This is a genomic window from Arthrobacter sp. 05L417 (assembly GCF_056397865.1).
The window spans coordinates 69,864-89,990 of sequence record NZ_JBFTOG010000017.1 but is presented as its reverse complement, the minus strand read 5'-3'; the positions used below and the strand labels follow the sequence as shown (position 1 = coordinate 89,990).

Genomic DNA, 20,127 nt, shown 5'->3' with positions numbered 1-20,127 from the left:
CACGAAAAACGCCAGGCCTACCCCGACGCCGTCGACCAGGCCCACGCCGACTTCGCCACGCTACAGCCGAACAACCGACACGACTGAACTGCCGGGTTACCGCAACCAGCCATATCCGCCCGATTTTCGGCGGATGCTACGGGAACCCCAAGTGGCCACCGTCGGGCCCGCTCCAGGGAATCGGACGCCACCGACGTCGGGAGGAGTCGGCAGAAGGCCCGTTCACTGCCGAGGTTTTCACCCTGCGGGCCCAGTCCGACGCCGTTCAGCCGGCCGTGCAAGCCGAAATCCTTGATGAATGCATCGGGTCGAGGCACCCGGCGGGATCGGGGGCCGACATGCCCGGCCGTGAGGGACAAGATCCACTCCCGGCTTTCGCCTCTATTGTTAAGCGCATAGTCTGCGTGTTAAGGGGAGTGATGGCAGTGGCGAAGAGTCCGACGGTTTATGACGTTGCGGAGCGGGCTGGGGTGTCGATTGCCACGGTTTCGTTTGCTTTCACGCAGCCTCACCGGGTTAAAGACTCAACACGAGTCGCTGTGATTGATGCTGCCCGGGCCCTCGGGTATGTGCCCAGTGCCAGCGCCCGCGGCTTGGCCAAGGGCCGTACCGGTGCACTGGGGCTCTTTTCGTTCGACTTCCTGAATTTTCTGCCCGATGCGGAGGGAATGAAGAAAGACCGGGCCGCTGCTGTCGTGGCGCCTAATGATGATTGCCGGCTGTTCCCGGTCTATGTTGACGAGGTCCAGCGGGGTGTCCAGCTGGAGAGCTTTAGCCGGGGCTACGCGCTGATGATCGGCGGCGGCAACAGGGCCAGCAGCGAAAGGGCAGTGACTGACATTGCCGGCCGGGTCGACGGTTTGATTATTTTTCCCCGCACCATTCCTGCAGAGGTAACCCGGCGCATCTCGGCCCGCATTCCCGTTCTTGAACTCTCCGACCCGTCCGGGATAGACGGGCTCCATCACGTGACGGTGGACAATGCCTCGGGCATGCGGCAGCTCATGGAGCATCTTCTTGGCGTTCACGGGTTCAGGAAGCTGATGTTCGTCAGCATCCCCAACGTCGAGACGGAAGCGAGGTACGAGGCTTTCGGCGCGGCGCTTAGTGCCCGCGGATTGGAGGTTCTGCCCGCATTGGAAAGCAGGCCCGGCGCCAGCGGTGTGACTGCGGATCTGATCGCAGACCTCCTGGGTTCCGGTTCCCTTCCGGACTGTTTTGTCTGCGCCAATGATGAGGAAGCGTTGGTGGTCATGGAGACACTCAAGGCCGCCGGAGTTTCGGTTCCGGGTCAGGTAGCGGTGGCCGGTTTTGATGGCATCGTGGCGGGCCGGCTCGTCAGCCCGACACTGACTACGGTCCGCCAGCCGATGGAACTGATGGGGCGCACGGCCGTGGAAATCCTGGTCGACGCCATCTCCCAGCCCGTTGCCCCTCTCGTTGAAAGGCAGTTGCCGGTGCACCTTGTGGTGCGCGAAAGCTGCGGCTGCGCGAAAAGATGATCTGAGCAGTTCCGCACGGAAAACTGTTGTCAAAATCACAGTAATGCGCTTAGATTGAGCTACAGCCCGATCTAAGCGCATTGAGTGCCTGCTTTGCAAGCATCTAAGCGCATCAATCTGGCGTTCTGCTACCTGGCGCCCCGGGCGTCCGACCGAAGGGAACAACGATGATCCAAACCACTGGGGACACGCGTGTCCGCATCAGGAAGATCGCAGCGCTTGGCCTTGCCGCCGGGCTGCTGCTGACCGGCTGCGGACGGGACAACGCAGCCACGAGCACTCCGGAAACCGGAAAGGCAGTCGCAGGCGGTGCCGCTACCGGAACGATTAATCTGTGGGCCCAAGGGGATGAGGCAAAGCTGCTTCCCGGGCTCTTGAAGGACTTTGAGGCCGAAAACCCTGGTGTGAAGGTCAATGTCACGGCCATCCCGTGGGATGCGGCGCACAACAAGTACCAGACGGCCATCGCCGGAGGCACCACGCCCGATATTGCCCAGATGGGCACCACCTGGATGACCGATTTCAGTGATGCCTTCGATCCCAAGCCCTCGGAGATCGATAGCTCGGCCTTCTTCCCGAGCTCGGTGAAGTCCACACAGATCAGCGGTACCAGCCTGGGGGTGCCGTGGTTCGTCGACACCCGGGTCCTGTATTACCGCAAAGACCTGGCCGCCAAGGCCGGCTACCCTCAATTCCCCACCTCATGGGACGGCCTGACTGCCATGGCCAAGGCCCTGAAGTCACAGGACGGGGTGAAATACGGGCTCCAACTTCCCGCGGGCGGCTCGGACTCCTTCCAGACCATGCTTCCGTTCCTGTGGTCCAACGGCGCGAAGTTCATCAGCCAGGACAATTCGAAGTGGACTTTTGACACTCCGGAAATCGTCCAGGCCTTGAAGTACTACCAGGGCTTCTTCACAGAGGGGCTGGCCAACAAAAACCCTGCGACCGGATCCGGTGCCGCAGAGGCGGCATTCGTCAACGGTGAAGCGCCGGTCTTCATCGGAGGACCATCCGAGCTCGCCCAGCTCGATCAGGCCGGCGGCCCTGGTTTCCAGGACAAGTACATGGTGGCGACCTTCCCCAAGCAGGTCACCGGAACGTCCTTCATCGGCGGCTCGGACCTGGTGGTCTTCAAAGACGCAAAAAACAGGGACGGAGCCTGGAAGCTCGCACAGTGGCTTTCCAAGCCCGAAGTCCAGACAAAGTGGCAGAAGCTATCGGGGAGCCTTCCCGCGCTGCAAAGCGCCTGGAAGGACCCCAGCCTGGCCGGGAATGCGAAGCTTGCGGTCTTCGGTGAGCAGATGAAGGACACCAACTTCCCGCCCACCATCTCCACCTGGACGCAGGTTTCCGCGGCAGCAGACACCCAGCTGGAACAGATCGTCAAGGCCGGCAAGGACCCCGCAGCGGCCATGAAGGACCTGCAGGCCACCGCCGATAAAATCGGTACCGGGAAGTAATCATGGCCGTCACAGCGGCAACGGGGCAGGCGGGCAGGACTCCGTCCGCCGGCCTGCCCCGGACGCCGGAACACCGTAGTGCAGCCTCCCGACGCCGCAGGAAGAGCCTTGTCGCCTGGTTGTTCGCCCTGCCGTTCGTCCTCATTTTCGGTTTCTTCATGCTGATGCCTTTGCTGTCCTCCTTTGTGTTGTCCTTCACGGACTTCACGAGCAAGGACGTCCGGAACCCGTTCGGCGTGGGCTTCGTCGGCCTGGACCAGTTTGCCGAGCTCTTCGGCAACCAGCAGTTCCTTCACTCCATGCTCAACACGGGCTACTTCGTGATCGTCGGGATCCCGTTGACGATGGCCGCGGGGCTGGCCCTGGCGGTGGCATTGAACAACGGGATCACCCGGTTCCGCGGCGCCTTCCGGGTCGGCTTCTACACCCCGGTGGTGACCAGCATCGTCGCGATCGCGGTCGTGTGGAGGTTCATCCTGCAACCGGACGGCCTGCTGAACATCGTGCTGGGCTGGGTGGGCATCGCGGGGCCGGACTGGCTGAACAGTACGGCGTGGTCCATGCCGGCGATGATCCTGATGGCGGTCTGGCGCAACATGGGCACCCTGATGATCATCTTCCTGGCCGGGCTGCAGAACGTCCCCACCGAGGTCCTGGAAGCTGCCGAGGTGGACGGCGCCAACGCCTGGCAAAGGTTCGTGAGGGTCACGCTGCCGATCCTTCGCCCCACCCTGCTGCTGGGCGCGGTCCTGCTATCGGTCGGGTTCCTGCAGTTCTTCGAGGAGCCGTTCGTGATGACCAAGGGCGGCCCCCTGGACTCCACGCTTTCGGTGAGCTATTTCACCTTCAACCAGTTCGGGTTCGGCAAGTATGGCCTGGCCTCGGCCGCCAGCTACGTATTGTTCGTGGCCATCGCCCTGCTGAGCCTGATCCAGTTCCGCACCCTCCGCTCCAAAGACTGAAGCGAGCAGACCATGACCAACACAAAAACCGCACCCGCGGCGCCGGCCCGCCCCGCCACGCGACGGGCCGTCACACCGCGCCGGAAGCATTCCACCATCGGAAAACAGGCCTGGGTATATACCGGGCTGGTGCTTGCCGGAGCCGCGACGGTGCTGCCCTTCGTCTGGATGCTGCTGGGATCCTTCAAAACCCAGGGAGAGCTCCTGCGGCGGCCCGTCACCTGGTGGCCGCAGGACCCGACCCTGGATAACTACGTGCGCTGGTTCACCGACCTGCACATCAACACCTTCTTCATGAACAGCATCATCGTCGCCGTCGTCACGGTCCTGGGGAACCTCCTGTTCTGCTCCATGGTCGGCTACGCCCTGGCCAAGATGGACTTCACAGGCAAGAAGGTCCTGTTCCTGCTGGTGATGGTGACCCTCATGGTCCCGGGCGTCGTGACGTTCGTTCCGTTGTTTGTCATGGTCAGCAAGCTGGGCCTGGTCAACACCTACCCGGCCCTGATCCTGCCTTTCCTGGTCTCGCCCCTGGGCGTCTTCCTGATGCGGCAGTTCATGATGGGCATACCGGACTCCCTGATCGAAGCAGCCAGGATCGATGGAGCCGGCGAACTGCGGACCTTCACCCGGATCGTCATGCCCCTTTGCGGGCCTCCGCTGGCAACACTGGGGATCCTCACATTCCTCGGATCGTGGAACAACTTCCTCTGGCCCCTCGTGGCCGCCCAGAGCGAAGACAAATACACGCTGCCCGTTGCCTTGTCGCTGTTCTCGACCGGCGAGAACGCAACCGACTACGGCCTGCTCCTGGCCGGTTCCGTGCTGGTCATCGCCCCCATCGTGGCCCTGTTCATCGCCCTGCAACGGTTCTTCATCCAGGGCGTAGCATCGACCGGCATCAAGTAAGCCCTCCGGGCTCCCCGCCCACACCGCGGCGCCCGGCGCGGCCGCTGTCTCTTCCCATCACAAAGCCCATTTCAAAAGGAAACGGATGTCATATTCACTTCAGCTGTTCACCCTCCGCAACGCCATGCAGGCCGACCTTCCGGGCACCATCGGCAAGGTCGCAGGGATCGGTTTCACCCAGGTCGAGCCGTACGACTTCGTGGCCACAGCCAAGGAGCTTGGTGCCGCACTGGCGCAGAACGGCCTGACGGCACCTTCCGGCCACGCACCGTTGATGAGCCAGGACCAGGACGAAATCTTTGAGGCTGCCAGGGAATTGGGCATCGCCACGGTCATTGACCCCTTCCTGCCGGCAGAGCACTGGCAAAGGGCCGAGGACATCCGGGCCACGGCCGGAAAGCTCAACGCGGCGGCGAAGAAGGGCGCCGCGTACGGCATCCGCGTCGGGTATCACAACCACGACTGGGAACTGGAGTCGATGATCGAGGGCCAGACCGCCCTCGAGTACCTCGCCGGGCTGCTGGAACCGGAGGTTGTCTTGGAGGTGGATGTTTACTGGGCGGCAGTCGGAGGCCAGGATCCTGAAGCCCTCCTCCGGCGCCTCGGTGACCGGGTGAAGTTCATCCATATCAAGGACGGCCCGATCACTGCCGACATCAAAGCCCAGCAACCCGCTGGCGGGGGCCGGATCGCAGTCCTGGACGTCATTGCGGCGGCCGGGTCCCTTGAGGTGGGTGTCGTTGAGTTCGACGACTACGCAGGGGACATCTTCGAGGGCATCACCCAAAGCCTGCGCTATCTGGAGAACGCGGCAGTGAACGCAGGAGAGCCGGCATGAGCGGCGCCGCCACCGGCAGCGGGCCGGTCGGCGTCGCCGTTATCGGCGCCGGGAACATCAGCAAACAGTACCTGGACAACCTCATAGGCTTTCCTGACCTGAAGGTCCATGTCATCGCGGACCTGTTCGAAGAAGCCGCCCAAGCGCGGGCCAAGGAGTACGGCATCCCGGGGTGGGGCGGGGTTGAGGCGGCGCTGAACCACCCCGGTGTCGAGATCATCGTGAACCTGACCATCCCGGCCGCGCACGTGGAAGTGGCAACCGCCGCGGTCCGGGCGGGGAAGCACGTCTGGACCGAGAAGCCGTTTTCGCTGGACCGGGAGTCGGGGCTTGGTTTGTTGAAGGCCGCCGACGCCGCGGGCATGCGGCTCGGCTGCGCCCCGGATACGTTCCTGGGAGCGGGCCTGCAGACGGCGCGGCGGATCATTGAGCGCGGGGACATCGGCACGCCGCTCACTGCGATGACCACGTTCCAGACGCCCGGCCCGGAATCCTGGCACCCCAATCCTGGTTTCCTGTTCCAGTACGGCGCCGGCCCGCTGTTCGACATGGGCCCGTACTACCTCACGGCCCTCGTTCAGACCTTCGGGTCTGTCCGCAGGGTCGCGGCCCTCGGGTCCAAAGCAAAGGAAGTCCGGGTGATCGGGTCCGGACCGAATGCGGGCACGGAATTCACCGTCGATGTTCCCACCCATGTCTCCGCCGTGGCCCAATTCGACGGCGGGGCGTCCTCCCACAGCGTCTTCAGCTTCGAATCCCCGCGCGAACGGACGGGATTCGTGGAGATCACAGGGACGGAGGCCACGATTTCCCTTCCTGACCCCAACGAATTCGCCGGTGATGTCCGTATCTGGAGGGCCGGGGACCAGGACTGGACCACGGTTCCGGCCACCGGTCCCGCAGACGGCCGCGGTTTGGGTGTGCTGGACATGGCCCGTTCGATTCGGGCAGGCGTTCCCCACCGGGCCACCGGCAACCTCGCCTTCCACGTCCTGGACACCATGGTCTCGATCTCCGAATCCATCGAATCGGGCGCTTTCATCGACGTTGAAAGCTCCGCCCCGGCCTCCGCTGCCCTCCCGGAGGACTGGGAACCGTCAGCGCAAACACTCTAGGAGAGAGCGCCGTGTCAGCAGAACAGAACAGCCGGCAGGAACAGACCCGCCCCCTCGGCGTGGCCATGATCGGTTATGCCTTCATGGGCAGGGTCCATTCGAACGCATGGCGGAACGTCGCCAGCTTCTTCGACGTCCCGGTCTTCGAGCAAAAGGTCCTGGTGGGCCGGGATGCCGCCCAGGTCGCCGCCGCAGCCTCGAGCTACGGCTGGACCGAATGGGCCACCGACTGGCGGGACGTCATCAGCCGTGAGGACATCGACATCGTCGACATCTCCGCACCCGGGTGGATGCACGCCGAGATCGCCATTGCTGCACTCCAGGCAGGCAAGCACGTCCTCGTGGAAAAACCCCTGGCCAACACCCTGGCTGAAGCCGAAACCATGGCTGAGGCAGCCCGGGCCGCTCGGGAAAAAGGGGTGCAGTCCATGGTCGGATTCAACTACCGCCGCGTCCCGGCCCTCGCCCTCGCCAAGGAACTGATCGCGGAGGGACGGCTGGGCACCGTCCGGCACGTCCGCGCCGCCTACCTGCAGGACTGGCTCTCCGACGCCGAATCGCCCATGACCTGGCGCCTGCGCAAAGAAACCGCAGGCTCCGGTGCCCTGGGAGACATCGCCTCCCACGCCATTGACCAAATCGGCTACCTCACGGGGCAAACCGTTCTTGAAGCCTCAGGGGTGCTGAAAACGTTCGTCGTACAGCGCCCTGGTCCGTCTGGATTGGAGGAGGTCACGGTGGATGACGCCGCGTGGGCGACATTCTGGCTCACCGGCGACATGGGCGCCTCTGTCGAAGCGTCACGGGTGGCTACCGGTCAGAAGAACAGCCTCCAGATCGAGGTCTACGGCACCGCAGGAGCCCTGACGTTCAACCTGGAAAACCTGAATGAGCTGAATTTCCTGGACGCCACCACCCCGGTCGGGGAGCAAGGTTTCCGCCGGATCCTCGTCAACGAACCCGGACACCCCTACATGGACGCCTGGTGGCCCCAAGGCCACATCATCGGCTGGGAACACACCTTCACCCACCAGATCCGGGACTTCCTGCTGGCCATTAACTCCGGCGAGGCACCGTCACCGTCGTTCGAAGAAGGACTCCAGGTTCAACGGGTGCTCGCCGCCGTCGAAGAGTCAGCCAACAACAAAAGCACCGTAACCCCCGTCCATCAATCCGTCGTCGCCAGTCCAGCGTCACAGATACAAGGAACCTGACATGCCCCGCCCGTACACCCTGTTCACCGGCCAGTGGGCCGACCTGCCCTTCGAGGACGTCGCGCGCCTAGCCTCCGGCTGGGGCTATGACGGCCTGGAAATCGCAGTGTCCGGGGACCACCTGGACGCCTGGCGCTGGGACGAACCCGGCTACGTCGAGTCCAAGCTCGCCATCCTGGACAAATACAACCTCAAGGTCTGGGCCATCTCCAACCACCTCAAGGGCCAGGCCGTGTGCGATGACCCCATCGACTTCCGCCACCAAGCCATCGTCGGCGCCAAGGTCTGGGGCGACGGGAACCCCGAAGGCGTCCGCCAACGCGCCGCCGAAGAAATGAAACACACCGCCCGCCTCGCCCAAGCCCTCGGCGTGGGCACCGTCGTCGGATTCACCGGCTCCTCCATCTGGCAATACGTCGCGATGTTCCCACCCGTCCCCGAAAAAGACATCGACGCAGGCTACCAGGACTTCGCCGACCGCTGGAACCCCATCCTGGACGTCTTCGACGAACACGGCGTCCGCTTCGCCCACGAAGTCCACCCCTCCGAGATCGCCTACGACTACTGGACCACCGTGCGCACCCTGGAAGCCATCGGGCACCGGGAAGCGTTCGGGCTGAACTGGGACCCCTCCCACTTCATGTGGCAAGGCATCGACCCCGTCTCCTTTATCTGGGACTTCAAAGACCGGATCTACCACGTGGACTGCAAGGACACCAAGCTCCGCCCCACCGGCCGGAACACCGTCATGGGCTCCCACCTGCCCTGGGGCGACCCGCGCCGCGGCTGGGACTTCGTTTCCGCCGGACGCGGCGACGTGCCCTGGGAATCCTCCTTCCGCGCCCTGACCGCGATCGGCTACGACGGACCGATCAGCATCGAATGGGAGGACGCTGGCATGGACCGCCTCCACGGCGCCCCCGAAGCCCTCGCCAACCTCAAAAAATACGACTTCCCGCCCTCGCAGGCCAGCTTCGACGCCGCCTTCAGCAGCCAGGACTAGCAGCGGCACCACCTGCACGCCCGGCTTGTTGGTCAAGGCGGCATCGCCTAGGTCCCTATAACGGCCAACGCGAAGACCTCCCGGGGGAGGGTGCAGGCCCCACACTGTAAAGGATTCGCTTTGATACAGCCTGCCGGTAGAGCAACGCGGGCGCACCACCCCAAGGCCAGCATCGAAGATGTGGCCGCGGCGGCCGGTGTTTCCACGGCCACCGTTTCCCGCGCAATCAGGGGTCTTCCGAGGGTCGCCCAACCCACACGGACGAGAATTCTCGAAATCGCGCAGGCCCTGGGCTACACCGCCTCGGCCTCCGCCGCAGGGCTGGCCACAGGCAAGACACGAAGCGTCGGTGTTGTGACTTCCTCCCTTCGTCACCCTGCATACAGCGCGGCTGTTGAAGGAGCCGAGCGGGCACTCCGCGGCCGGGATTATTCTCTGGTTCTACTCCATCTCCCGCAACCCTCTGCCAGTCCGCAGCTCCCCATGGACCTGAACATGCTCTGCCGACGCGTGGACGCGCTTCTGGTTCTCGGGGCCGGCACTCTGGAAAAGGACCAGATCGAGCAACTGCAACGGAACGGGATGCCGCACATCGTGATCGGTCTGCACTGCGAACAGGACGACAGTGAGGCAGAAGCTGCAACCACCGCAATTCGCCACCTGGTTCAGCTCGGGCACACGGACCTGGCCTTCTTCCATGGCGAACTTGGGGCCGCGATCCGGACCCGGCTGCAGGCAGGCGGACTGGAACACTGGACGAGCGCTCTGAACGCTGATGGCATCAAGCTGAGGGAAGTCCGGATTGAACGTCGGCCAGGGGTAATCCGCAACAGCCGGACGGCGTTCAGCCGTCTCTGGGCGGTGCCCGGGTCAAAGCCGACCGCGATCGTCTGCGCTTCCGACGAGATGGCTCTGGGCGTGCTGTTGGAAGCCGAGCGGAAGGGCCTGAAGATTCCTGAAGATCTGTCCATCGTGGCAATGGACGGCCAGGACCTGGGCGAATCACTGGAATTGACGGCGGTCATTCAATATTCAGCCCGGAGGGCGGCACAGGGCGCACAAAGTCTCCTCGCCGCCTTGGAAGGTGACCGCGACGTCACCCACCCGGCCGCGTGGTCTCCAGAGCTCATGATTCGGCAGTCAACAGCAGCACCACAAGAAACGGGCCGACCTTCACGGTGGCTGCCACAATAGAAAGGCCATACGAGCAGGTAAGGACCCAGACGGTCTTGATGCCCGCGCAGGTTGAGGGGTTTTCCAAGACCCGATTTCGGGAGCAGACTTGCTGAGGATGTTCTTCGGTGCCTGTCAGCGGTACCGCAGTAGTACGGGGACTATCTCCCATGGCTGCTGCGAGGCATGTTCACTTTGTCGTTTAGCGGAAGCCGTTTCATTTCTGCGTCAAACTACTGCCTATGGCATGGATCATGCCTCCGGACTCTGCCAGTCGCCGTCGGAGCTCTTCATTTTGGAGCTGTGCGAGGTGGAGGGCGCCGATGAGGGCTTCGCTGTCTGCCTTTAGTTGCTGGATCACTTTTCTGTCTTCCTCCCGCAGCCGTTTCAGCCTGGCTGTCTCGCGCCGGAGGCGTAGTTCGCTGTCTGGTGTCCCGCCGGACGCTCTTACCTGCTCGTAGAAGAGGTTCTTCAGGTCGGGGTGCCGCTGAGTGAGCGCGTTTCGCGGGACTCCTGCTTCTGCGGCGAGGGCCACGACGGTCAGGGCCCCGTTTGACCTCTCCGGGTACCCGTCAAGGATTCGCTCCATGGCCGCTTGGATGTGGGCGCGTTCGTCTTGCGCGGGGCTCATTGTCTCTCCTCGATAACAATGCGGGAACGCTCGTGCTGATCGGCTTCCTGACGGAGCCGCCGGGCCCGGGCCTCGAGCCGGTGTCCGAGGGGCTCGGGCGCCTTCGGGGCCTGTTTCTCCAGGGATTCCGCCTCTTGTAGCATCAGTTGTGCGTGATCATCGGTTCGTGCGATGTTCGCGCAGGATGTGACGCAGCGGTCCAGGCGCGGCGCTTCGCGTTCGGTGATGCGGTTGCAGAGGGCGCGGTCCGGTTTGTAGACGCACATGAGCATCGCGGACGGATTTTCGTAGACGGTCAGCGACGGGTTCTCCAAAAGCGCACGGGCTTGCCTAGCGTTGACGATCGTGCCAGCGAATTCGGGGGCGTGCCGGGCGGCGTTGATGGCTCTGCGCGCCGCCGGGCCTGAGATGCCTGCGCCGTTCGCAAGGTCTTCGTTGAGCGAGGCAAGCGTGTCGGCAGCTGCGAGAGCCGTTTCCAGGTCGAGCAGGTCGTGCATTCCGTTCCGACTCCGTGACGCGTACCCGGCACTCATGGCGGTGCGCATGTGGCCGTATTGAACCGCGAGGGCGACGAGCCCGCCGGGGCGTCTGGCGATATGCCAGGCCAGCGTCCGGCGGAACCGCGAGACCCCGATCGAGCCATGCTTGTCCCCAGGGACTGTCTCGTGGGGGCGGTCCAGGCTCTTGGCGAGGTTCGAAGCCCATGTAATGAACTTCTCGATGCGCATGTTCATGGTGTCGGGCGGCAGGTCTCCGAACAGATACCCGTCGGGGTTGATCCTCTCAAGGGTGCGGATGGCCCGTACCACCGGTTCGATGGCAACCCAGGGAACGTCGCGAATTGTTCCCTGCGGGACGTGGTTCCCGTCGTCGTTGACGGCCGTCTTGTAAACGCGGCCGTAGATCAGGTAGCGCCCCGATTCCGGCTCCGGGCAGCAGCCCCTTTCGAGACCCTGGAGCTCGCGGGGCCGCATTCCCGTCAAGTACGACACCACAATGTAGGCCGCGGTCGTCAGATGGGTCTTGAGGGTCCCCGCCTCGGAGTAGTCAATGAATTCCTTCCAGGCGCGGCCATCGACCGTGCCCGAGATCTCTGTGAAGACGGGAGCGGGACCATCGGCGGACAAGAGCTGTTCCCGCCAACGCCCTGCGAATACCTGATGGTGGACCTGATGGACCGCCGCCCCCGTTACGTAGGAGATGTACGTCGCAGCGAGTCCGCTCTTGTTCCCGGCTGCCATGCTCGGTGGCGATGTGCCGGCTGCGATGAGGCGCCCCAGGTAGTCCTCGAGCGCAGCCTGGCCTTCTGGAGTGGCCGCGTTCTGCTTGCTTTTGGCGAGTATTTCTTCTTTACGTTGGACGGCAGTGAGGATGTCTTCGGCAAAGTCGTCGACCACGCGCAGGGCCCAGATCAGCAGTGGTCCCATGGTTTCCGGGGTGATCGGCTCTGTCGAGTTCTCGCCCACGGACGACCCGGCCGGAAGGAAATCATCGGCGCCCTCTATCAGCCACGGCGGTTCGCAGAGTCCGACCGGGAAGGGGTTCGAGGAGTCCAGCGCCCAGAGCCGGGTCAGGGCTGCGAGGACTTTCTGGGCGGGGTTGCGCGTCATTGCCCGGTCTGTTGCGAGGTGGAGGGCGTAGGCCTGCAGGTCTGCCGGAGTGCAGTCGCCGAGGGATGCGCTTCCCCTCTTTTCCAGCCATTGGCAGAATGCCCTCCATATCGCCACGGTGGGATACACATGTCGGGGTGATACGGTGGTCCGCCACCGAGGGTGTCTGCCGATCAGGAAGGTGGCGGGCAGCGAAGTGTTGATCAGCAGCCAAGTCAGGTGCCGCAGTTCCTCCCGGAAAGCCGCGGGCACAGTCTCCCAGTGGATCGTCGTGCGCGATACACCGGGGCCGTGCTCCAGTGCGTCCAGGCTCCAGGACGGGTCCCCGTATCGGGGGACCGGGCCGGTGAAGCCTTCGGCGACCAGACCGGGCAGGATGGCGTGGGCATGCAGTGCCGGGTGCGAAGCGCTCTCTTCGATTGCGAGGGTCACAGGTCGTACTGTCCTTCCAGAAGGCTGCCAATGATTGCTCTGTCGGTGGAGGTCACGCTGGCCAGGGCGGTCGCCCAGACCTGGTCACCGAGCCTGCGCTTGAGGTCCTCCAGACGCGTGAACGGGTTGCCCCAGTCCGATGCCCAGGTCTCTTCGCCCAGGACCGAACGCAAGCTGGCCAACGAGCGGTGCAGGTATGCCAGACGGGGATGATGCTTCGGGTGTATCCGCGCGTTGGGGCACGCCGTGCACATCAGGAACGAGGCCCGGCATCCCGTTCCATGGGGGCTGAATGGACTGCTCTTGTAGTCGCAGCAGGCGGCAGTGGGGGTCTCCTGGGAATCCGGGCGGGCCGTGTCGGAAAGCTGAGCGCGCAAGACGGTGTGCCGGGCGTGGGCGAGTGCGCTCTCGGCGCCCTCTGCGACGATCGGGACGGATGCCTGCTGCGCCTGGGGTTCGGGGAGGACATAGACCGCGTCGTGGGTGTCCTGGCTGTTCTGGCCGGGCTCCCTGCGGTACAGCACATTGACCGTCTTCCGCAGTCTTTGCAGGGGAGCGCCGGTTAGGCCGGTTTCCCGGAGCCAGGAGTCGGCCGCGTTCTTCGTCAGGCCGATCCCGAATGGCGTCACCGGGGACGCGTTCCTGGGCCCCGGCAGGGAGTTCCGCCAGATGAGCAGGAAGTCCAGGGCGCTGTCGGCGGCAGTGACAAAGGCCCGCGCGTGAGAAGTTGCCTCCAGAGCCTTCGAGATCAGCCGCCCTGGTGTGTCGGCGCCGGTGTCCGGGACATTCCGGGTCTCGAAGTGGCGGCCGGCTCCCCGCCGCCGCTTCTCCAGCTCCAACCGGTAGATGGGGAAGCCACCGGATCCGCCGTGCTGCAAGGCCCGCGGCGTGCGCATTTCCGACACCACGGTCGCGTTCAGTCCGAACTCCATTACGAGCAATACGGCCAGCGCATACGCTTCGGACCGGCTCAGAAATAGCCGCATCCACGTGAACTGCGGGGCCTCTCCGCCGAGGACTGCGACGTAACGGTGAATAGTACGTTTGGTCCCGCTTTCGCGAAGTATGTAGGGGACATATCCGGTGCGGGCGAGCGAGTCCAGGGCCTCTCCGAGGATCCAGTCCGGGCTTTGCTGCTCGAAGGATCCCTCACGCCATCGCCGTAGATGTTCTGTGTTGGCCCGGATCCTCAAGTAGGCGGAGCGGAAGATCTTCCGGGCCGCGGCGCGCACTTCCTCGAATTCGTCCGGGGCCAACGCCCGTCCCGTGGACGTGACCAAGGGAAGCCGCTTGGCCATCGCGGACCTCGTGGCCTCGCTCAGCTCGTCGTGTCTCCTGAGGAAGCCACCCAGTGCGATCACCTGTGAGTAGCCGTAGATGCCTTCCGGCCGACGCATCCGCCACCTGTTCCACAGCGCCGGTGTGATGTCGACGAGGCGCTGGGGCGGATTGTCCTGTTCGGCGCAAAAGCGCCCGAATGCGGTAAGGCGGAACCACATGGCCTTGCTTGACGGGAGCGAGTCCCACCCGCCGCCCGGAGCACACTTCTCGGCGAACCACCGGGCAAAGGCGCGCTGCAGCTCCGGGCCCACCGGGATTTCGTCGAAGTTGAACGTGCCCACCCGTCCCTTCCTGTCGCGGTGCTCGACCGTCAGCCCATCATGGGGCCGCGGAACCGGCCGGTGGTGGGGCTCCGGCGGCAGGGCAGCACGCTGCCCTCGGCCGCTCACAGGATAGCCTCGTCGTCAATCAGGTCCTGGATCGTGCCCGTTTCGGCTGCGAGCCGGGCGAGAATCCAGGAGACATCGTCGGCCGCCCCTCCCTGCGGGGCCCCTGAACCAGGCGCAGGCGAGGAGATAAGCGAGTGGAGCTGGAGGTCGGAGACCGGGGCCAGATAGATCCTGCGGGTGGTTTCGACGTCCGCGTGGCCGAGAAGGTCCTGGACCATCCGCCAGGGATCCCCGTAGAGGAGGCGGAAGTCGCGGCGCTCCTTCGGTGTCAGGCCGAGCCGGACATCCATCGCGTGGTGGAGCGCGACCAGCATGTAGAGCGCGAAGGAATGCCGGCACATGTGCGGGGTGCAGAACGGAGCATCACCCTTTTCTCCCGGCAGGGTCTTCTCGCACCGTTCCGTGGCGGTCCGGAACACACCCTCCCAGGATGCCGGTTGAAACGGCAGGCCGGACTCATTGAGCCACAGCCACAGGGGTTCAGGCCCCTCGGGTCCTTCAGTGAAAAGATTCGCCCGTTCCTCGACGCTTGCCCGTGCCAGGGCCGTCTCACCGAGCATTCCGTCGCGATCGCGCCAGTGAAGGACCTTCATCCGGTGCCCGGAGACCGACGTCACCAGACGCATCCGCGGCAGCACGTCATACCGGTCCTGCCGCTGCGCACGGCGGATCACCCTCGCCCGGCCGGCATCGCAGTACGCCTCGATCTCGCCCACCACCGGTGCTGCCATATAGAAAGTGCGGGCACGCTTTGACTTCGTCACCACCGGGGCCAGCCGGCCCGAATAGTACCGTCGGTGTCCTACCTCGGACTGGGGGATCTCGACGGTGAGAAGCGAAGCGGCCTCGGTCAGACGCAGACCCGATGAGAACAACAGATTGGCGAAAGCCGAATTCCGGTCCTCCATCCGCCCGCCCCATGCCGCGCCCGGCACACCGTCCGCGGAGAATCCGCGCAAGCCCACATCCACCCAACGCCGGAACATCCTGGGCGTCAGCCAGCGCACATCACTGGACCTCGCATCCTTAGCCCGGGCGGCAGGCACCTCCACCGCCTGCCCGTGCCGCCCGATCGCCTCCCGCGTTTCAATCGGGCTCGCGGACACGTATCCCTGCTTGACCGCCCACGAGTACAGGCGACCCAAAGCCGCGAGGCCCCGATTCCAACGGGCACCGCCGACCCGCCGCGGGTTGCTCAGCGACCTCGTGCGCCAGTCCTCGAAATCCCACAGGTCATCGGGGCCTGCCTCATCCCAGTTCTTGTCTCGACGCCACAGGAAGTCGAAGAAGACGCAATAGTCCGTCGCATAGTTCCGCTTCGTCTCCTGCTCCAGCCGGGCGAAGGACGAACGGACCAGGAAACGGGCCAACCGTCCATCGATCTGGCAGTCCGGCGACAGCAGGATGGGCGTCCCAGGACGCACACCCGCCCGCTCCTCGTCCTTCGCCAGGCCGTCCCAACCGCCCAAGACCGGCAATCGCTTCGACTCGACAGACCGCCCCGCCGGCACCCAAAAAATACGCCATCCTCGCACCACTCACACCCCTCTTGAACCGCATCAACACGCTTATTCAACAGGGAATTAATGACAATTCCTTCCACGCCCGTGGCGGTCATGTCACTGAACCACGTGGCCGCCAGGGCCCGGTCACTGGTCACCGGTGACAGATGCAGTGGCGGAACCCACCCGCGCGCCAGCTCCTCGAGCAGAGCCCGGCGGTCCCGGAATTGAAGCCCGCGGGTATCCTGCCCGGCCACTGCCAGGACGTCGAAGGCGATCAGCGAGGCAGGGCTTTTCATCACGAGCTCCGCAAGAGCCGCCTTTGAGCTCACCAGGCGCATCTGCAGCGCATCGAAATCCAGCCGCCCTTCGGACCACACCACAACTTCGCCATCGACAACACAGCCCGGAGGGATCTGCTCACGCACGGAAGCCAACACGTCCGGAAAGTACCTGCTCAGATCCTTGCCCTGTCTGCTGTAGAGCCACGCCCCATCCGAACCGACCAGGCACACTGCCCGGAAACCGTCGAACTTCATCTCAAAGACTGAGCCGCCGGACAGTGCGTCACCGCGTGGTATCGACTCCACGGCCTTGGCCAAAGCAAGGGCAACAGGAGGATGCAGGGCGGCCGGCAAACCTTCGAACATCGTGGGCACAGCGTAAGCCCAGCGAAGCAGGGGTGGAAACAAGGCTTCCTCCCGGCTGGATACAGCACCAAGCACCGGGAAGCGTCACAGCAAAGCTGTGACCGGGTCCTTCTTCGATCAGGGAAACCAACCACATTCGAAACAGGAGTCGTCATGTCCACTGAAGCTGTTACAAACCCCGCTGGGTCTGCCGGGACTGCCGGTGGCCGGCGCTACAAGGAACCCACCTCACAGCAGATTGAAGATGCCGCAGCCCTGATGTTCCTGGAAGCGACAAAGAAAGCTCTGCGGGACCAGCAACACATCTGGGACGTCAAGCTCGAGCTGGAAGTCACCTACACCGTGCACAACCAGCGCAGGTACTGCGTTCATGCCAGCACCCGTACAGGTGACAGCATTACTGGCGCACGCGGTGTCCTCGTGCATCCGGCCAACGGAACTGCTGAATCGGCTGCCTGGAGCATTGCCGAAGCGGCCCGGACCGCAAGTGCCAAACGACGGCAAAAGGCCGCCATCAAGGTCCTGTGACCTGCCGGTATTTACCGGGGCGCAGCTGCCGGGGACTCCTTAAACGTAGCTCGTGCTTTGTCAGTGCCGATTCTTTGCCAGAACCAACCGACATACCAAAGAATCGGCCCCAGCCCGATCACAAAGCTGCCAAGCAACAAAAGCACCTGCAGCCCCGTGCACAAATAAGAACCCCGGTGATGCTTCCGCATCGCCGGGGTTCTTATTTTTTCCGTGAGCAACTTTCCCTCGTCTATCCCGCCGCCCGGACCAAGCCCTCCTCAGCCTCGTCAAACTCGTCAATCAATCGCAACGCCTCCGGATTACCAAGGTCAGCGTCCGGATCGAGCCGTCGATTGATGCTGCGTGACGCGGAGAACTTCAGCACCGAGTAGTCATCCACGTCCTTCTTGCCGAACCGGACCTTGTGGCCTTTGTGCGTCTGCCGGGCGAAGCGGCCAAAGCCAGTGAGCACGACGGTGTCTCCACGGCGCACGGCGTCGGTGAGCTCCGCGATGAGCGACTCATACACCTCACTCACCACCCTGATCGGCTGTCCGCTGCGGCCGGCCACCTTCGAGATGAATCCACGCTTGCTGATCCGCGGATGAACCGTCGTCTTCATGCCCACACCTTTGTCCTATCGTCCCTCGTCGTCCGCTTCCTGCTTGAAAATCAGTTTATCCGACAGGCCTGTCGAAAAGCGATCCACAGGCCTGTCGGTATCCATTCAACTAAAGCTCGAAATCCGGATCAATGGACTGGCGGTCGTCCTTGTACTCGTAGTCAACTGACTCAATAATCGACCGGGTCTTCGGATCGCGCCGTGTGCTGACGATCTTGTCGTGGGACTCGTCGAACCGCTGCTGGTCGGCGATCCGGTGGGCCGCGTTGAGCTTGGCGTTGATGTTCTTGTCGCCGAACTCCATCATCGAGCTCACCGAGGACTTCGCACCCTGCTTGGTTGCGTTGACGTTCTTCTTATTCTGCGCACGCTGCTGCTCCCAGCGACCGCGGTCCTCAGGCGTGACGTACCCGAACATCTGGGCGAGCCGGGAACCGTACCGCTCCTGCTGCTCTACCTGCTGGTCGTCGCTCATGGTCCTGTCTCCTTCTCGTTCGTTTCCGGACTATGCCGGCTGGTAGTCCTCGGCTCCGCGGTCTCGGCTCCACTGGCCCTCCGGCCCCGGCCGGGCCGAGGGGCCGGGCCCCTGTCGGAAGGGCTGGGGCCGCGTGCGCTGCGCCGCCAGGAAAGTAGCGGGATCGTCGACCGCGGCCCGCATCGTGTCCTGCCAGTCCTCGCCGAGGGCCAGCTTGAGCTCGTGCTCAAAATCCGGGTCCTCCTTGTTCAGCTCCTCGATGGCGTCCACGTAGGCGTTCGAGTAGACACGCTGCTGCTCCTCGTCCGAGAGACCATCGATCTCCATGCTTGCGAGCATGCTCTCGGACTGGTCGAGGCGCTGCTGGAGGTCCTCGGGCAGCCCGCGGGTGTCCAGGCCCTGCTTCTTGGCCGCAAAACCGATCATGTAGCCCATGACGCTGCCGCCGAGGGCCTGTCCGTCGCCACGCTGGACGCCGTCCAGCATCGACGCCTTCATGGTTTCCGCCAGCTGCACCTGGTGCTCGTCCGGCTCCATCGGCAGGCGCAGAGTGAACATGCCCTCGTCGGGGATCCGCCGGCCCAGGTGGTCGTCGAACTCCCCGGTCCAGACCTCGCGTACCCTGTCGGTGCCCGCGAGGCGGGCCTCGTGCGGCGGGGCCTTGACGATGCGGCCGTGCGCGACGCCGTTGAACATCAGACGCAGCTCCGGCTCGGATTCCATCCGCTCGCCGATGATCGTCCGGGCGCGCTTGACCACCTCGGCACGGTCGAGCCCGTCGTCCTCCATCTGCTGGCGCAGGCGCTTGCGAAGGGCCTTGTAGCTGGCCTTGATCTGCTTCGCGTCCTGCTCGGGGTCACGCATCTTCCAGAAGGCGTTCTCCATGAGTGCGACCTCGGTCATGGCCGCTGACTCGGGAGTAAACAGCTCACGGTTGCCCCGCTCGCGGCGCTCCAGGTCCTCCAGGCGGGTACGCCAGCGCCGGGAAAGGAAGTCGCCCCTGCTGGTGCCCCACCGCCCGCCCGACTTCCCGGACTGCTTCCCGCCGTCGTCGCCGGCGGCCTCCTGCGCCTCCGGCGCGCCCCCGAACAGATCTCCGACCAGGGCCGCCTGGCGCTCGGCCCTCTCGCCGATGTGCCGGGTCTTCGCATCGATCCGGTCCTGGACCTTGTCCTTGAACGGCTGCAGGTAGGAGTCCATCTCCTTCCTGAAGTCAGGAGCGAGCATCCGCATTGCCATCATCATGCCGGCGGCCTGGATGACCGAGTTCGGGTTCACGCCGCGGGTGAGCGGACGCAGGCAGCCCTGCATCATCATCTGCATGTAGACCGCGTGCATCGCGTCGAACTCCTTCGTGCGCTCCCCGTCGTTGAAGCCGGGCACGAGCAGCTTCGAATCGCGCAGCGTCTGCATGTACGCCTCGCCCGCCAGCCGCGTCTCCGCCCGGAGCTTCAGCAGCCGCTCCCGGTCGTCGAGGCCGTCATCGTCGGCCGCAGCGCGCTCCTGGTCGCGTGCACGCTGGCGCTCCCGCTCCTCGGTCCACTCCCGCGTCGTGGCCCCGAAGAAGCCGCGGGCACGGTCGCGCAGCCGCTCGCGCTGCCCGCGTGAGGTGTCGTGTCCGGCCTGCGTCTCCGGCTCGTCGACAATCTCCGCGTCGATGATGTCCTCCTCCCCGCCGTCCATCCCGTACACGGCATGGACGTCGCCCAACGGGTCGACAGGCAGTGCCTTGCGCCCCCGGCCCCTGCCGCCCGGACCCATTTCCTGCTCCGTGTCCTGTGTCATG

17 protein-coding genes and 1 pseudogene are annotated in these 20,127 nt (G+C 64.3%); 10 read left to right on the top strand and 8 right to left on the bottom strand.

Going from position 1 to position 20,127, the window contains the following annotated elements; genetic code table 11:
* Positions 1 to 338 precede the first annotated feature (338 nt).
* The 9 genes from AC1DJW_RS14055 (at position 339) to AC1DJW_RS14015 (ending at position 10,200) form a co-directional block, all read left to right on the top strand.
* Positions 339 to 1,502: a LacI family DNA-binding transcriptional regulator gene (locus tag AC1DJW_RS14055; RefSeq protein ID WP_476901696.1), complete on the top strand. Its 1,164-nt coding sequence runs from the start codon at positions 339 to 341 to the stop codon at positions 1,500 to 1,502.
* A 167-nt stretch (positions 1,503 to 1,669) separates the two neighbouring features.
* Positions 1,670 to 2,965: a sugar ABC transporter substrate-binding protein gene (locus AC1DJW_RS14050; protein WP_476888383.1), complete on the top strand. Its 1,296-nt coding sequence runs from the start codon at positions 1,670 to 1,672 to the stop codon at positions 2,963 to 2,965.
* A 2-nt stretch (positions 2,966 to 2,967) separates the two neighbouring features.
* Entirely contained in the window at positions 2,968 to 3,927 is a 960-nt protein-coding gene (locus tag AC1DJW_RS14045; protein ID WP_476888382.1) for a carbohydrate ABC transporter permease, read from the top strand.
* A gap of 12 nt (positions 3,928 to 3,939) precedes the next feature.
* Entirely contained in the window at positions 3,940 to 4,836 is an 897-nt protein-coding gene (locus tag AC1DJW_RS14040) for a carbohydrate ABC transporter permease (protein WP_476888381.1), read from the top strand.
* 85 nt (positions 4,837 to 4,921) lie between these two features.
* Positions 4,922 to 5,674, top strand: a complete 753-nt coding sequence (locus AC1DJW_RS14035) for a sugar phosphate isomerase/epimerase family protein (RefSeq protein WP_476888380.1) — start codon at positions 4,922 to 4,924, stop codon at positions 5,672 to 5,674.
* Complete coding sequence (locus tag AC1DJW_RS14030) at positions 5,671 to 6,789, top strand: Gfo/Idh/MocA family protein (RefSeq protein WP_476888379.1); 1,119 nt, start codon at positions 5,671 to 5,673, stop codon at positions 6,787 to 6,789. The genes AC1DJW_RS14035 and AC1DJW_RS14030 overlap by 4 nt, the downstream gene beginning before the upstream one ends.
* Before the next feature lie 65 nt (positions 6,790 to 6,854).
* Entirely contained in the window at positions 6,855 to 8,003 is a 1,149-nt protein-coding gene (locus tag AC1DJW_RS14025; RefSeq protein ID WP_476888755.1) for a Gfo/Idh/MocA family protein, read from the top strand.
* Between the two features lies 1 nt (position 8,004).
* On the top strand, positions 8,005 to 9,006 hold the full coding sequence (locus AC1DJW_RS14020) for a sugar phosphate isomerase/epimerase family protein (RefSeq protein WP_476901695.1): 1,002 nt from the start codon (positions 8,005 to 8,007) through the stop codon (positions 9,004 to 9,006).
* A 120-nt stretch (positions 9,007 to 9,126) separates the two neighbouring features.
* Positions 9,127 to 10,200 carry a LacI family DNA-binding transcriptional regulator gene (locus AC1DJW_RS14015; protein WP_476901694.1) on the top strand — a complete coding sequence of 358 codons (1,074 nt, stop codon included), beginning with the start codon at positions 9,127 to 9,129 and terminating at the stop codon, positions 10,198 to 10,200.
* A 196-nt stretch (positions 10,201 to 10,396) separates the two neighbouring features.
* On the opposite strand, the gene AC1DJW_RS14010 is transcribed toward AC1DJW_RS14015, so the two are convergent.
* The 5 genes and pseudogenes from AC1DJW_RS14010 to AC1DJW_RS13990 form a co-directional block, all read right to left on the bottom strand.
* The gene (locus AC1DJW_RS14010; RefSeq protein ID WP_476888376.1) at positions 10,397 to 10,810 is read right to left on the bottom strand and encodes a hypothetical protein; all 414 of its coding nucleotides are present in this window, start codon (positions 10,808 to 10,810) and stop codon (positions 10,397 to 10,399) included.
* Positions 10,807 to 12,852 (bottom strand): hypothetical protein, encoded by a 2,046-nt coding sequence (locus AC1DJW_RS14005; RefSeq protein ID WP_476901693.1) that lies wholly within the window; start codon positions 12,850 to 12,852, stop codon positions 10,807 to 10,809. Before AC1DJW_RS14005 ends, AC1DJW_RS14010 begins: the two co-directional genes overlap by 4 nt.
* Entirely contained in the window at positions 12,849 to 14,474 is a 1,626-nt protein-coding gene (locus tag AC1DJW_RS14000; protein ID WP_476901692.1) for a hypothetical protein, read from the bottom strand. Before AC1DJW_RS14000 ends, AC1DJW_RS14005 begins: the two co-directional genes overlap by 4 nt.
* Before the next feature lie 104 nt (positions 14,475 to 14,578).
* Positions 14,579 to 16,051, bottom strand: coding sequence for a tyrosine-type recombinase/integrase (locus AC1DJW_RS13995; RefSeq protein ID WP_476901691.1), 1,473 nt, complete (start codon positions 16,049 to 16,051; stop codon positions 14,579 to 14,581).
* A 122-nt stretch (positions 16,052 to 16,173) separates the two neighbouring features.
* Positions 16,174 to 16,734, bottom strand: a pseudogene (locus tag AC1DJW_RS13990) (ATP-dependent DNA ligase); the annotation flags it as partial.
* 153 nt (positions 16,735 to 16,887) lie between these two features.
* Here AC1DJW_RS13990 and AC1DJW_RS13985 point away from each other — a divergent pair.
* The gene (locus tag AC1DJW_RS13985; RefSeq protein ID WP_256248819.1) at positions 16,888 to 17,262 is read left to right on the top strand and encodes a hypothetical protein; all 375 of its coding nucleotides are present in this window, start codon (positions 16,888 to 16,890) and stop codon (positions 17,260 to 17,262) included.
* A gap of 232 nt (positions 17,263 to 17,494) precedes the next feature.
* On the opposite strand, the gene AC1DJW_RS13980 is transcribed toward AC1DJW_RS13985, so the two are convergent.
* From AC1DJW_RS13980 to AC1DJW_RS13970, 3 genes are all read right to left on the bottom strand, one after another.
* Positions 17,495 to 17,866 carry an HU family DNA-binding protein gene (locus AC1DJW_RS13980; RefSeq protein WP_071416746.1) on the bottom strand — a complete coding sequence of 124 codons (372 nt, stop codon included), beginning with the start codon at positions 17,864 to 17,866 and terminating at the stop codon, positions 17,495 to 17,497.
* Positions 17,867 to 17,975: 109 nt separating this feature from the next.
* Positions 17,976 to 18,341: a hypothetical protein gene (locus AC1DJW_RS13975; RefSeq protein ID WP_166185560.1), complete on the bottom strand. Its 366-nt coding sequence runs from the start codon at positions 18,339 to 18,341 to the stop codon at positions 17,976 to 17,978.
* 30 nt (positions 18,342 to 18,371) lie between these two features.
* Positions 18,372 to 20,126: a hypothetical protein gene (locus AC1DJW_RS13970; protein ID WP_476901690.1), complete on the bottom strand. Its 1,755-nt coding sequence runs from the start codon at positions 20,124 to 20,126 to the stop codon at positions 18,372 to 18,374.
* Position 20,127: the final 1 nt, after the last annotated feature.